Source organism: Shewanella metallivivens, from assembly GCF_028750675.1.
Lineage (GTDB): Bacteria > Pseudomonadota > Gammaproteobacteria > Enterobacterales > Shewanellaceae > Shewanella > Shewanella metallivivens.
On record NZ_JAQQPZ010000015.1, the window covers coordinates 377186 to 391761 of the forward strand.

Sequence of the window (14576 nt, forward strand, 5' to 3'; positions counted from 1 at the left end):
GTGTGTTGATTGCTTTTGCTGTCTGTAGGATGGTCAATGTGGGGGAATATTTTTTGCTAATAATGTGATTTTAGTAGTGAAAATAAACGGCCTATTTAATCGAATATCCTCAATAAATCATGTCAGTGTCAACAAATCATTACTGCCCACAGAGCAAGATATCGACAGTCGATTTATTGCAAAGCTCAGTTAAATCGGTAGGGACATGCAAACCCGCGTACAACAAAGATCATCGTCAGAGCACATAAAAAACAACTGGAGAAATTTTAATTTGCGTCCCATCGCCTAGTAGGGGAAAATGCCTATCCACAATTGCCGTTAGATCTCACAAACAAGCAGGAGAGAGCATGTCTTCTCGTAAAGTACTCGCTAATGCCATTCGCGCCCTAAGTATGGACGCGGTTCAAAAAGCTAACTCTGGTCACCCTGGTGCACCAATGGGGATGGCTGATATCGCAGAAGTGCTATGGAACGATTTTCTAAAGCATAACCCGACTAACCCAAACTGGGCTGATCGCGATCGTTTCATTTTATCAAACGGTCACGGTTCAATGCTTATTTACTCTTTACTGCATTTATCTGGTTATGAATTACCTATTGAAGAGCTAAAGCAATTCCGTCAGTTACACTCTAAAACACCTGGCCACCCAGAGTTTGGTTATACTCCTGGTGTTGAAACCACAACGGGTCCTTTAGGCGCTGGTATTAGTAACGCTGTAGGTATGGCGATTGCTGAAAAAACCTTAGCAGCCCAGTTTAACCGCCCAGGCTTTGATATTGTTGACCACTACACTTATTGTTTCTTGGGTGATGGCTGCTTAATGGAAGGTATTTCTCACGAAGCCTGTTCATTAGCGGGTACCTTAGGTCTAGGTAAGTTAGTGGCATTTTGGGATGACAACGGTATTTCTATTGATGGTCATGTTGAAGGTTGGTTCACAGACGATACACCTAAGCGTTTTGAATCATACGGCTGGCATGTGATTGCGGGTGTTGACGGTCATAACCCTGAAGCGATCCGTGCCGCAATTGAAGAAGCTAAGTCAGTGACTGACAAGCCATCAATGATTTGCTGCAAAACCATTATTGGTTTTGGTTCACCAAATAAGTCTGGCAGTCATGATTGTCACGGCGCACCATTAGGTGATGCTGAAATTGCTGCAGCACGCGAATTTTTAAACTGGCCACATGCACCGTTTGATATTCCGTCTGACGTTTATGCTGGTTGGGATGCTAAACAAAAAGGTGTGGCTAACGAAGCTTCATGGAATGATAAGTTTGCTGCATACCAAGCTGCGTTCCCAGAGCTTGCTGCTGAATATGATCGCCGTGTATTAAAAGGTGATTTACCTGCCGATTTTGAAGCCAAGGCACAAGCGTATATTCAAGAGTGTCAAGATAAAGCGGAAGGTATTGCCAGCCGTAAAGCATCACAAAATGCTATTGGTTTCTTTGGCGCGATGTTACCAGAGTTATTAGGCGGCAGTGCTGACTTAGCCGGTTCAAACTTAACGCTGTGGTCTGGTTCAAAAGGGATTCAAGATGATCCTGCTGGTAACTACATTTATTACGGTGTTCGTGAGTTTGGCATGAGCGGCATTATGAACGGCGCATCTTTGCATGGTGGTTTTATTAACTATGGCGCGACCTTCATGATGTTCATGGAATATGCACGTAATGCGGTACGTATGTCAGCATTAATGGGTATCCAAAATATTTTCGTTTATACCCATGACTCTATCGGTCAAGGTGAAGATGGTCCTACTCATCAACCTGTTGAGCAACTTGCAAACTTACGTCTAACGCCAAATATGGCAGTATGGCGTCCATGTGATGCGGCTGAAACCGCAGTGTCGTGGAAGGCGGCTATTGAGCGTCGTAATGCACCCACGTCATTAATCTTTAGCCGTCAAGGTCTTAAAGCTCAAGCGCGTACCGCTGAGCAATTAGCTAACGTAGCTAAAGGTGGTTATGTATTGTCTGATTGTGAAGGCACTGCAGAGGTGATTTTGATTGCTACCGGCAGTGAAGTGCAATTAGCGATGGACTCAGCAGCAGAGCTCACTAAGCTTGGTCAAAAAGTGCGTGTGGTTTCAATGCCATCGACAACTGAATTTGACAAGCAAGATGCAGCTTATAAAGAGTCTGTATTACCAAAAGCGGTCACTAAACGCGTGGCGATTGAAGCGGCTCATACTGATTTTTGGTATAAGTATGTTGGTTTTGAAGGCGGCGTTGTGGGTATGACGACCTTTGGTGAGTCTGCTCCTGGTGGTGATTTGCTTAAACATTTCGGCTTCACTGTTGATAATGTAGTAAAAACTGTCCAGTCTTTAGGATAATCGCTTGCCATTAAACACTTATCTATTAAGTGTTTAATCTGTATAATAACGACCTGCAATGCAATTGTAGGTCGTTTTTTTATGTTTGCAATTTCACAAAAATAATATGCTAAGTCACTCATGTTTAGGCTTTTTATATAACTGACTTAATAACATGTGCTTAGGTTAATTACTCTGGACCCTAAATGATTCGAGTTGCAATTAATGGATATGGTCGAATTGGCCGCTCAATTCTTCGTGCATTGTACGAGTCGGGTAAACGCCAGCAAATTCAGATTGTCGCGATTAATGAACTCGCAAAACCTGAAGCCATTTGTCACCTTACGCAATACGACACCACCCACGGACGTTTTAAGCACACCGTCCGCCTCGATGGTGACAAGCTGTTGATTGGCGATGACAATATCCAATTATTTAATCAAGCAGAGGCGAGCTTATTGCCTTGGCGCGATCTTGATATTGATATTGTATATGAGGCCACTGGTAGCTTAATTGACCGTCAAGCTTGCGAAGCGCACATTCAAGCTGGCGCAAAACAAGTGTTGATTAGTCACCCATCGTCAGCTGATGTGGATGGCACTATTGTTTATGGTGTTAATCATGATTTGCTGCGCCCAGAACACACTGTCATTTCAAATGCATCGTGTACAACCAATTGTATCGTGCCGGTTATCGATGTACTTGATCGGCATTTTGGGGTTAAAAGCGGCGCTATAACCACTATCCATTCGGCAATGAACGATCAACAGGTGATTGACGCTTACCATGATGATTTACGTCGTACGCGAGCTGCAGGGCAATCTATTATCCCTGTAGACACCAAATTAGCCCGTGGTATCGAACGTATTTTGCCTCACATGCAAGATAAATTTGAAGCGATCTCAGTAAGGGTTCCCACCATTAATGTGACCGCAATCGACTTATCTGTCACTCTTGATAAAAAAGTCGATATTGAACAGATAAACAAAGTATTAGAACTTGCTTCAAACGGCAGTTTTAATGGTATTTTAGGCTATACTGACGAGCCGTTAGTGTCGTGTGACTTTAACCACGATCCGCGCTCAAGTATTGTCGATGGCACTCAGACTCGGGTCAGCGCAGGCCATTTGGTCAAATTATTATTATGGTGCGACAACGAATGGGGTTTTGCTAATCGAATGCTCGATACCAGTTTAGCAATGATCCAAGCTAAACAAGTGCAATAGCTATCAATCAATTTATCTGTAATGGGTATTAAACCGGTTACATCAAAGTTTTGTTTTTAACTTAAAAGGAAAGGCTAATTATGGCAATTATTAACATGACAGATTTAGATCTACAAAATAAGCGCGTGCTTATTCGTGAAGATTTAAACGTACCTGTCAGTGACGGTGTGGTGACCAGTGATGCGCGTTTACGTGCGTCTTTGCCAACCATTCAACTCGCACTACAAAAAGGCGCCGCCGTGATGGTGATGTCGCATTTAGGTCGCCCGACAGAAGGCGAATTTAATGCTGAGTATTCAATGCAACCCGTGGTCGACTATTTAGCAAAAGCATTAGATTGCCCAGTGCGTTTAGTCAGTGACTATCTAGATGGTGTCGATGTTAACGTTGGTGAAGTAGTGGTGTTTGAAAACGTCCGTTTTAACCTTGGTGAAGGTAAAAACGATGACACATTAGCCAAGAAAATGGCGGCATTATGTGACGTATACGTTATGGATGCCTTTGGTACTGCGCACCGCGCTCAAGCATCGACCCACGGTGTCGGTGTGTATGCTCCTGTTGCGTGTGCGGGCCCTTTACTCGCGCAAGAATTAGATGCATTAGGCAAAGCGTTGGATAACCCTGCTCGCCCAATGGTGGCCATTGTCGGTGGGTCAAAAGTATCAACTAAGCTAACCGTGCTTGAAAGTTTATCAACGAAAGTAGATCAACTGGTAGTGGGTGGTGGTATTGCTAATACCTTTATTGCTGCTGCCGGCCATAACGTTGGTAAATCGCTGTTTGAAGCTGATTTAGTTGAAGAAGCAAAGCGTCTTGTGGCTAATGCGCAAAGCCGTGGTGGCGACATTCCGGTACCAACGGATGTGGTCGTTGCCAGTGAGTTTAGTCCAACGGCCGCGGCAACACTTAAGTCAGTGACTGATGTGACAGACGGCGATATGATTTTTGATATCGGTCCAGATAGCGCAGAAGCGTTGGCAAAAATTATTGAGCAAGCCGGCACCATCGTCTGGAATGGGCCAGTAGGTGTATTCGAGTTTGATCAATTTGGTGAAGGCACTAAACGTATCGCGCAAGCGATTGCTGAGTCAAAAGCATTTTCTATTGCGGGCGGCGGTGACACGCTAGCAGCGGTAGATAAATATAACATTGCTGACAAAGTGTCTTACATCTCTACTGGTGGTGGTGCTTTCCTTGAGTTTTTAGAAGGTAAAGAATTACCCGCAGTGGCAATGCTTGAAAAACGTGGCGCCTAAGTTCACGTCTTAAGTTATTGTAACTACAATATAATTATTATAAAAATGCGCTGTTGTTGCCTAAAGGAAATGGGTAGTAGCAGCGTTAAAAATCCGTCCAAACGATAGCGACCTAGGTGAGCAATCACCCTATTAATGGAGAACAAAATGGCTCTTATCTCTCTACGACAACTGCTTGATCATGCTGCTGAGCATGGTTATGGCGTCCCTGCATTTAACGTAAACAACCTTGAACAAATGCGTGCCATTATGCAAGCGGCTGAAGCGACTGACAGTCCTGTGATTGTGCAAGCATCTGCCGGTGCGCGTAAATATGCTCGCCCACAGTTTTTAAAGTACCTGATGGCCGCTGCCCTTGAGCAGTATCCTGATATTCCTGTGTGTATTCACCAGGATCACGGTACCGATCCTGATATTTGTCAGCGTTCAATTCAGTTAGGCATGTCATCTGTGATGATGGATGGCTCGTTAATGGCTGATGGTAAAACTCCGGCATCTTACGAATACAACGTCGATGTCACTCGCCGTACCGTTGCATTTGCTCATGCATGTGGTGTGTCAGTTGAAGGCGAAATCGGTTGTTTAGGCAGTTTAGAAACAGGCCAAGCAGGCGAAGAAGATGGTGTGGGTGCATCTGGTATTTTAAGCATGGATCAAATGCTTACAACACCAGAAGAAGCCGCTCGTTTTGTTGCTGACACTCATGTAGATGCGTTAGCGATTGCGATTGGTACTAGCCATGGCGCATACAAGTTTAGCCGTAAACCTACTGGTGATGTGTTACGAATTGACCGTATTAAAGAAATTCATGCGCGTATTCCAAACACTCATTTGGTTATGCACGGTTCTTCATCTGTACCACAAGAGTGGCTGCAAATCATTAACCAATACGGTGGCGAAATTCCAGAAACTTACGGTGTGCCATTAGAAGAAATCGTCGAAGGTATCAAGCACGGTGTGCGTAAAGTGAATATCGACACCGATTTACGCTTAGCGTCAACCGGTGCTATCCGTAAGTTCTTAGCTGAACATCCTGCTGAATTTGATCCACGTAAATTCCTAAAAGCATCGATGGAAGCAATGGCAGACATTTGTACTACTCGTTACGAAGCATTTGGCTGTGCGGGTATGGCGTCTAAAATTAAGCCTAAGTCTCTGCAAGCGATGTATAAAGCGTATCAATCTGGTGAGCTTGATCCAAAAATCATGTAAACCAAATTAGCGAATATTGTTATTCAATGGTCCACTGAATTCAGTGGACCATTTTTTTGTAAATAAATTACGAAAAAATGTTGTTTTTTTAAACGTCATCACGCATGATCTGCGCCCTAAAAATGTCATAGTTTATTGCTATAACCCTATCTAGAACGCAATTTTAATTTCACAGTAGAACTCGCAATGCATTCAAGTTCAGACAAGCCTTTATCCTTATTTTCATTAACTTGGCCACTATTTGTTGATTTTGCGCTGCATTTTTTAACCGCAGCCATTAACACGTTTATGATCAGCCATGTGTCATATCAAGGTGTCGCCGCTTTATCGGTCGGCAATATGGTATTTGAACTGGCGATTACGTTATTTAGTTTCGTCAGTATTGGTGCAAGTGTGGTGATCACTCAGTATTTAGGCTCGCAAAATAAATCAGCTGCCAGTGCAGTGGTTTATTCGTCTATTGGGTTTAACTTTTTGGTGGGGTTGGCGGCGGCTGCCGGTATTTTATTCGGTGCTAGCACCATTTTGAGTTTAATGAATTTGCCTGCTGAATTAATGGCTGATGGTAAATTGTATCTAAACATTGTGGGTTTGTGTCTTATCCCTGAAGCCATGGCAATGTGCTTAGCGGCAGGTATGCGTGCTCATGGGTACACTCAGCAGGCTATGTGGGTCACATTGTCGATGAATATCATCACCTTTGTCGGTAACTTATTATTACTGTATGGCTGGTTTGGTATACCACAAATGGGCGTTGCTGGTGTCGCCATTAGCACTGTTGCGGGGCGATTAGTCGGTATGACAATGATGGCAGTGTTGTTTGTACGCTATACCGGTATAGAGATACATATACCAAGCATATTGCGTCCAGAGACAAAGATGCTTAAAAAAGTATTCCATATTGGTTTACCTGCAGCAGGTGAAAACCTGTCGTGGATGCTGCAATTTATGGTGGTTACATCGTTTGTCGGTTTAATGGGCGATAAGGCTCTTGCTGCGCAGTCATTATATTTCCAAATTTGTATGTTTATCTTGTTGTTTGGCCTCTCTATTGGCATTGGGAACGAGATTATTATTGGCCACATGGTTGGCGCTAAAAAGCTTAAAGCGGCAGAACATCAAATGTACCGTGCCTTAAAGTTAGGTTTGATGGTGACTACGGTTGTTGCATTATTTGCTGCTGTTTTAGGCCCAAACTTGGTCGCTTGGTTTACTGATGAAACCGACATTGCCTTATTAGTCGGCCAGTTATTCATACTCACTTTATTGATGGAGCCTGGGCGCACGTTCAATCTTATTGTGATTAATGCCTTAAGAGCCAGTGGTGATGCTAAGTTCCCATTTTTTATGGGCTTGTTTTCTATGTGGTGTATTGCCGTGCCTGGCGCATATGTATTAGGAATTCATTACGAACTTGGGTTGATAGGCATTTGGGCTGCACTCGCATTGGATGAGTGGGTTAGAGGGTTAGCGATGCTATGGCGCTGGCGAAGTGGCCGTTGGCAATCGAAAAGCTTAATTGCTTGATGAACATGTAAATTGTTTCATATTGATTGAGATCACATTTTTTTCAATTTAACATCGAAAGTGGTAATATGCCTGAAAATTTAGACAAGATAGCCATCTAAACGATTTTTAAGTCGTAAATAAAGGACGAAATGACATGAAGAAACTGCTACTTACCGCAGCTATTACACTCGCCATGCCATTTGCAGCACATGCTGGAAGTGATTTTGTTGAAGGCGATGCCACATTTGCTGGCGAAGCTGAGTTAGGCGCTACGTTAACAACCGGTAATACTGATACCTCTTCGTTAAAAGCACGTTTAGCCTTAAAGCAAGAACTAGGCAACTGGGAAAACCAGTATGTGTTAGAAGGGTTATATAAAGAAGATACCGAAGAAGTCACTGCTAAACGCTACTTTTTAGGTGTACAGGGCGATTATCAAATTAATGATATTAGCTACCTGTTTGCTAACACTAACTATGAAGTCGATCCATTCACTGGTTATGATTTTACCTCTACAACCTCAGCGGGTTACGGTTATCGTTTTATCGATACCGAAAGAATGTCTTTAAAAGCTGAGGCTGGTCCTGGTTATATTTATCAGCAGCTTGACGATGAAACCGCACTAGCTGAAGGTTATGACAGTGATGACAGCGTCGTGGTTCACGCCGTGGTCGACTTTCAAACTAAAGTCGGTGAATCATCTAAGTTCCAGCAAAAATTTGTGGCTGACTGGGGTGAAAAATTAGATGGACGCTCTGAAACCTCGTTAACTGCTAATATTATTGGGGCATTAGCGATGAAGTTTGCTGTGATTGTTCGTTATAATAGTGATCCGCTTGATGACAAGAAAAGCACTGATACAGAAACCAACATGACATTGCTTTATTCATTTTAAGTCAATGTCATCCCGAAAAAGCTGGCTTAGCCAGCTTTTTTTATGTCCGTGTTTCGAGAGAGTAGAGACGTTGTGCGTGTCATTACGATTTTTACCTGCAGACATAGCGAAGAGCATGGATGTAGTTGGCATTATTCGCTTTGTTATGGTTCAGTGATACATAGCTCATAAAACCGTCATATTCGAGGGGCTGTTCACGTAATAACAATCTTATTAGCTTGTTTTTATGGCATTTATTCGAATTCGCATAGGTTTAGGAGTATACTTTTTTTATCAGTAGCGACGCTGAGACAGTACCATGCAAATAGGATGTTGTTGGTTTGATAAAGAGCGACGTTTGTTAACTGATCAGGCAAAATCGACTCAGTGGCATTTGAACGATCATGAATATTGGGTGCTAGAGCAATTAGTTCTGCATCGGGGCCAAGTTGTGCCATTAACTACGCTTCAAACCGTAGTGCTTGACAGCGGTGCCCATCAATTACCACATAACGAGCTTGTCAGCATTATTTATCATATTATTGATTACTTATGCGCCAAACATTCTAACCTTGTAGAATACATCCCACAGCAAGGTGTCATTCTTTATCCCGCCACGCAGGGTAAACATACCAAAATACTCGACTTACCTAACCGCTTACTGTCTTGGGGGCAGTATGGGATTATTATTGTGGCATTATTGGTCGTGCTACTGTTTGTGCTATCGAACCTTAATCCCCCATTATTTGCCAAAGCCGACGTTATAAGACAAGTGCTCACAGCAAATGGGCAGATGGTGCAATTATCAGTATTTGATAATCAATCGCCACAAGATGCTATTTTGCATGCCGACTGCTTATCGAATCAACTACAAATGTGTCATGAGGTTCGCTGGAACGCTATTAGCGCCGCGATTTCTACTGATCGCCATTATGTTAGCTTTATTTTGAGCCAGTCGGAGACGCAATCATTACAGTTTAAAAACATTAAATTAGCTGTAGATGATATGCATTCGCCATTTATCACTCAAGAATGGCTTCATAAGGTGCTTATTTGTGGCTAATAGGATAGGAGTGAAGTGGCGAAAAAGAGCGCGGCGATTATTGCAATCAAAGCGGGGCAAGTTGTTGTTTGTATTAACGTGGGTGTTTGTCTTATTTGCCTTAACTCATGTGCTTGAATATTTTGTTCCTCCGCATCAACAATGGCATTTGTCTTGTCGTGCCGATGGCTATTTTGACCCGCAACAAGCTCAGATAACGTCCTCAGTTGTTAGTGAATTATTGTTAACCTTCACACTTGAATATCAAGATGCTGCCTTACGTTACCATTTGGGTAATGAGTCATTACCGGCCGAATCGATTGTGCTGCAAGGAAATGTGGTAAAGGTCGATTTTGGCGCCTTAAATTACGCATTACAAATGCAACTAAAAAGTAAAAAGTTAAATAATGACAGTATGTTACTTGACTATTTGTTAAATGAATTAGCGGTAGGTGAATCACAACTCCTTGAGGGTGATTTATTGCCATTGCAGGTGCAAATCCTTAATGCTAATGATGATCAATTGCGGGCAACCTTAACGTTTATACCCAGTAACAGCATATGGTCTTGTGAGATAATCCCGGCAGTTCTGCCTCAGCCACATTGAATAAATTCATCTTTAGGTTACTATCGATAACATCGATGAAACTTTAAATGGTATGTAAGTTAAAACAGTGGCAAAAGTTAAAGTAAAACAAGAAGAAGCGTTATCAATTAAATTTAGCCATCAAATGGCTCCAGGGGATCAGCGTACATTTGATTTGTACTTCTATTTGCCTACAGAGATGGGGATCGGTTCACACACCCTCGATGAAGAAGAATATTATCATAGCGGTATTTTAGGCCGTCGTTCATATTACTCTAAAGGTTTGCACCTGCCGCTGGTTCAATCACGTTTCATTAGTTTAAACAAACGGACCATGGAAGAGTTTCGTTTATATCTTAATTTATTTGCCTATCAATTTGCCGTCGCCATTGAGACTGATGGTAAAGAGCTTCGCCAAAAAAGTGATGCCAGTGAGTTTTATTTGGCATTAGACGAACTGTGTGATGTGGTGTTGCAATTACTTAAAAAATTTCGTCGTAATGAACCGAGCGATCCAAAGTGGAAGTCGTATTTTGAGCACGCAGATAATTACCTTTCGTGGTTTTGTGAGCAGCAATTACTTAAAATATTAGCTCATTCGCCTCGCAGCTCAGACTTTAGTGAGGTAAAAGATAAAGCTTTGGATTTATGTCGTAGCGAAAACTATTATCGCGAACAAGTGTGTAAATACAATTCGATGCAAACCCAGCAAGATGCGAATCGGATATCGAATAAAATGTTGTTGCTGCGACGCCTTATCCAACAAGGCGTGGTATTAAAAGAAGAGCTAAAACCACTTGGTGTTGGGCTAAAAAAGTTTGTAACAGGCCTTGCAACCGGTTTGGTGATGCTTGTCGTGTCGGCATTAATTATTAAAGCCCAGGGCTTTTTTAATGGCCTAACCCTGACCCTAGTCCTTACATTGGCGGTAATTTACGGATTCAGGGAAATCTTTAAAGAAGACTTTCGTAACGCAATGTGGCGTTTTATTCAACGCGGGCGTCCACGTTGGAGCCGTATTTTACGTGACACAAGCACACAAGCTATTGTTGCTAAACAACTGGTTTGGCTTGAGTTTATGCGTTCGCAAGACATTCCAGATACCGTGTCTGAAATCATGAAGCATCGAAATAGCCAAAACAAGGTCGACTCGACAGTGTTGCATTACCGTATTGCGACTAAAGTGGCGAATAAACCCTTTGAGGCCGGATATTCTGAAATTCAAGAGCAAGTTAACTTTAGCTTAGTGCCATTTGCTCGTCATTTAGAACGTGGCAAAGCCAAAATCTACAAAGAGTCTGACGGTAATATCAGTAATGAATCTGTTGAGCGTCGCTATCAAGTCAATCTTGTTGCAGTGTTACGAGATGGCAAGCAACAGCCAGAGTATGCTCGCTTTAAAGTCACGATGAATCGCTCAAGTATTGTAGAAATTACCGAAAGTAAATTGCCTGATAACATCCAGCCTTTTACATCTGAAGCTGACAGCAATTTAAGCGAAGAGACTCAAGTCGTTGATCACCAACAGGTCGACCCCTGATCCAATTAACCATAGACCAAGGTTCGGCTTATGGTTAATTGAGGTGGTCGGTATAGGTTGGCCGGGTAAACGCTTGGCAAATGCTTTGGTCCACGGACTGCTTAGCACGCTTTAGCGCAATTTCAGCATTAGCCAGGTATTGCTCTAAACTTTGTGGTGACATGTACCCTGCAATCCCAATATTTATCCCTTCAGCCAGTTGGTTTTCGGTTAAGCGGTGCATCACATTCATTGCGTATTGATATGCATTGGTGGCATTGGTATCTGGTAATAAAACAACCAATTTACCGAGTTGCCACTGGGCAATTTGATAGTTAAGCGGTAATTCGATTAACAACTGCAATTCAATGTCTTTTTGGCGTTTTTCTAACTGGCTCATGTTGCCCATGTTACTGAAAATACCTTCGGGGTTAATGTCCATGACTAATAAACTCGATTGAATTTTAGTTTGTTCGTTGAGGTTATTAAAGTGATGTTCTAACTCCGTTAGTCGCAAAACAATGGCGCTACTGTGGCCAAACACATTACTGCTATTGTGTACTGCTACCGTGGGGGCAGTCTCTTCAAAAGTACAAATTAAGTACTCAATATCACCATCAAATGTAAGTTGTCCTGCCAAGGTTGTTTTTAGGCACTGATTATAACGGCTTTGGGTAAACGGCATGATTTGCGCAGTCCATTCACCCTGTAAGCTAATTTGGGCGCAAATGTTTTGCCACTGGTTTTTAAGCTCATCGCCCAATAAATCGGTGATCGGGATATCGGTTTCACCATTGAGCGCCATCAGGTGATCGAACTGACTATTGCATTTAATCAATTTTCCGTTTGAGTCTGTTAATGCTGTGGCGACGGCGCTGTCGCTCAATAGTTGGTACAAATATGCTTGGCGTTGGCTGTCATATAGAATGGTAATATCTTCAAAGGTAACCAACCAATATGACTCTTTGCTATTGGGGCATAACTCACTTCTTATATGGGCTTGTAACGTGCTATTAACACTTTCAATGTTCACTTCTCCTCGCCATTGTTGGTGGTGTGCTAATGCTTCTTTAATTTGTTTAAAGCGATCGTTATCGAGCTGCAATACTCGCTGGAAATTACGGTCGGTTAAGGTATCAACCGACAAGGCAAGCGCTTTTGCTGCTTTAGGGTTGGCGCTGCTTATTCGGCCGCTGTCATTCACTATCAAACAGCTTATTTCACTGTTAAATAACCCTTGGCTTAACTGTAAACTATTGAGTTTAGCTCGGCGCTCAAGCACAAACAGATGTCTTAATACGATTAAGGCCGATGCCAGTAGAGCGATTAACGCGCCAGCAATCAAAATCACCATACGCCATTCGAGGTAACGGGCGGCAATATCATCGTGACGGATATACGACAATAAAAAGTATTCTCTTTTGGTTTCGTATTGGCTGGTCAGCTCAACTTTTAAATAAACAAAGGTGGCATCGTTACTGTAAAACTGGCCAAAATTGTTCATTGCCATTTCTTTCCATAAATCTGGATAGGTTTGCTTAAGACTAGACCCTAATGAGTCAGGCATATTGCTTAAAGGCTCAGGTTGATTTGCTCCTGCGTACAAAAATCCTTGAGTGTCGAGTAACAACATGGGGGAGTTTTGATTAAAAAATGCAGGCTTAATTGATTCAAGTAATTTGGTGATTGAGTTGTAAGTGACTAAGTAACCTTTGATGCTTTGGTCGGGGTTTTCTATCCAAGACAATTGATAAAAGTAGGGTTCAAGCAGGCCATCTATTGGTGTGAATGACATGGGCGATGTGTAAATATCGCGGCCACCCATATTGCGGCTAGAACCTAGCAGTGTGGCTGGCAGTTGCATGTTGTCGAAACTGTCTGTGGTTGAAAAGCGTAAGTTTCCTTGTGGATCGTACAGAGACAAGCCTAGTAGCTCAGGAATATTCTGTGTGAGCGAGCTCCAACTGTCGATGACTTTACGTTGTTGTACTTTTGAAGGTTGTTGCAAATACTGCCTAAGTAATTCGGCTTTAGAAAAGGTTTGAGTTCTAAATTGTAGGAACGCGACTTTATCCGAGGCCAACGAGGCAACAGTTTGTAGTTCACTGTAGCGTTGATCTGCCCAGTCTTCTTGTAAACGGCGCTCACCTAAATTCACAACCATGTTGGTGATTATAAACACCGCAATGAGCAGAATAATTAATTGGCTGAGCAGCGATAAAATGTGCTGCTGTGACCATCGCGCTGCTTGTGATGAAATTAATAACGGATTAGAAGAGCTTACTACTTTGCGTTTAAACATTGAGTTACTTTTTTAGCATTCACTTATCAGCAATACTAGCATGAAGGTGCAGAAGGAAGCATGTCTAGTTTAGCCAATCTTATCTAATTCTCGTTGCTTAAATTGAGTGCCGTATTGTTCAGCAATTGTGCGGCAACGGTCTATATTAACGTTTTCCAAACCGTTTATGGCCGTGACCTGTACTTGCGCAATATATTTCGGTGCTAACTCAATAAATTTAAGCAGCGCTTCGTACGAGTTTGCGAGCTTAGGGCGGCAGTGTTGTAAATAACCTTCTGGAGTGTCGGCATTGAGTGAAATCGATAAGCTGTCTACACACTGGCTTAACTCCGGCAGGATATTACGGCGATGAAAATGATTGCCTAATCCGTCGGTATTGACTCTTACTTTACCGCCACGGGCTTTAATTTCTTTTGCGACTTGTAATAAACAGTTCAAATTTAATGTTGATTCGCCAAAGCCACAAAAAACGTACTCTTCAATTTGTGTGACATCGCCTAATAACGGAATGATGTCTTCTGCGGTGATGGGTTTACTTAATGATAAGTCGTATTCATGCACCTGTTTTGAACCATTGTGTTTTGGACAAAATTGGCATCGTAAAGTACATCTAGCGGTAATGTTGAGATAACGATGATGACCAATATCGTAAATTAAGGTGGGCTTTGTTGTACTCATAATAATTGCGGTGATTAGATTAACATTGGCATATTGTAACGAAATAAGCGT

Annotated in this window: 11 protein-coding genes; 9 read left to right on the top strand and 2 right to left on the bottom strand. The window is 42.4% G+C overall.

Going from position 1 to position 14576, the window contains the following annotated elements; genetic code table 11:
• Positions 1-347 precede the first annotated feature (347 nt).
• From tkt to PQR79_RS19840, 9 genes are all read left to right on the top strand, one after another.
• Positions 348-2342, top strand: a complete 1995-nt coding sequence (tkt, locus tag PQR79_RS19800; RefSeq protein WP_238107630.1) for a transketolase — start codon at positions 348-350, stop codon at positions 2340-2342.
• 185 nt (positions 2343-2527) lie between these two features.
• The gene (epd, locus tag PQR79_RS19805) at positions 2528-3547 is read left to right on the top strand and encodes an erythrose-4-phosphate dehydrogenase (RefSeq protein ID WP_238107629.1); all 1020 of its coding nucleotides are present in this window, start codon (positions 2528-2530) and stop codon (positions 3545-3547) included.
• A gap of 80 nt (positions 3548-3627) precedes the next feature.
• On the top strand, positions 3628-4803 hold the full coding sequence (locus PQR79_RS19810; RefSeq protein ID WP_238107628.1) for a phosphoglycerate kinase: 1176 nt from the start codon (positions 3628-3630) through the stop codon (positions 4801-4803).
• A 147-nt stretch (positions 4804-4950) separates the two neighbouring features.
• Positions 4951-6015 (top strand): class II fructose-bisphosphate aldolase, encoded by a 1065-nt coding sequence (fba, locus tag PQR79_RS19815; protein ID WP_160053528.1) that lies wholly within the window; start codon positions 4951-4953, stop codon positions 6013-6015.
• A 186-nt stretch (positions 6016-6201) separates the two neighbouring features.
• Positions 6202-7542: an MATE family efflux transporter gene (locus tag PQR79_RS19820; RefSeq protein WP_238107627.1), complete on the top strand. Its 1341-nt coding sequence runs from the start codon at positions 6202-6204 to the stop codon at positions 7540-7542.
• A 136-nt stretch (positions 7543-7678) separates the two neighbouring features.
• Positions 7679-8419 (top strand): DUF481 domain-containing protein, encoded by a 741-nt coding sequence (locus tag PQR79_RS19825; RefSeq protein WP_238107626.1) that lies wholly within the window; start codon positions 7679-7681, stop codon positions 8417-8419.
• Positions 8420-8756: 337 nt separating this feature from the next.
• Positions 8757-9461, top strand: coding sequence for a hypothetical protein (locus PQR79_RS19830; protein ID WP_238107625.1), 705 nt, complete (start codon positions 8757-8759; stop codon positions 9459-9461).
• Positions 9454-10047 (top strand): hypothetical protein, encoded by a 594-nt coding sequence (locus PQR79_RS19835; protein WP_238107624.1) that lies wholly within the window; start codon positions 9454-9456, stop codon positions 10045-10047. Before PQR79_RS19830 ends, PQR79_RS19835 begins: the two co-directional genes overlap by 8 nt.
• 67 nt (positions 10048-10114) lie before the next feature.
• Positions 10115-11566 (top strand): hypothetical protein, encoded by a 1452-nt coding sequence (locus tag PQR79_RS19840; RefSeq protein ID WP_238107623.1) that lies wholly within the window; start codon positions 10115-10117, stop codon positions 11564-11566.
• 34 nt (positions 11567-11600) lie between these two features.
• On the opposite strand, the gene PQR79_RS19845 is transcribed toward PQR79_RS19840, so the two are convergent.
• A complete protein-coding gene (locus tag PQR79_RS19845; RefSeq protein ID WP_238107622.1) occupies positions 11601-13847 on the bottom strand; it encodes a PAS domain-containing protein in 2247 nt (748 codons plus the stop codon).
• 69 nt (positions 13848-13916) lie between these two features.
• The gene (locus PQR79_RS19850; RefSeq protein ID WP_238107621.1) at positions 13917-14525 is read right to left on the bottom strand and encodes a TatD family nuclease-associated radical SAM protein; all 609 of its coding nucleotides are present in this window, start codon (positions 14523-14525) and stop codon (positions 13917-13919) included.
• Between the last annotated feature and the right edge of the window lie 51 nt (positions 14526-14576).

What these genes read in the sequence shown, in the direction of transcription:
- epd (WP_238107629.1), top strand. Translation starts at nt 2,528, where the DNA reads ATGATTCGAGTTGCAATTAATGGATATGGTCGAATTGGCCGCTCAATT.
- PQR79_RS19850 (WP_238107621.1), bottom strand. Translation starts at nt 14,525, where the DNA reads ATGAGTACAACAAAGCCCACCTTAATTTACGATATTGGTCATCATCGT.
- fba (WP_160053528.1), top strand. Translation starts at nt 4,951, where the DNA reads ATGGCTCTTATCTCTCTACGACAACTGCTTGATCATGCTGCTGAGCAT.
- tkt (WP_238107630.1), top strand. Translation starts at nt 348, where the DNA reads ATGTCTTCTCGTAAAGTACTCGCTAATGCCATTCGCGCCCTAAGTATG.
- PQR79_RS19825 (WP_238107626.1), top strand. Translation starts at nt 7,679, where the DNA reads ATGAAGAAACTGCTACTTACCGCAGCTATTACACTCGCCATGCCATTT.
- PQR79_RS19845 (WP_238107622.1), bottom strand. Translation starts at nt 13,847, where the DNA reads ATGTTTAAACGCAAAGTAGTAAGCTCTTCTAATCCGTTATTAATTTCA.
- PQR79_RS19820 (WP_238107627.1), top strand. Translation starts at nt 6,202, where the DNA reads ATGCATTCAAGTTCAGACAAGCCTTTATCCTTATTTTCATTAACTTGG.
- PQR79_RS19810 (WP_238107628.1), top strand. Translation starts at nt 3,628, where the DNA reads ATGGCAATTATTAACATGACAGATTTAGATCTACAAAATAAGCGCGTG.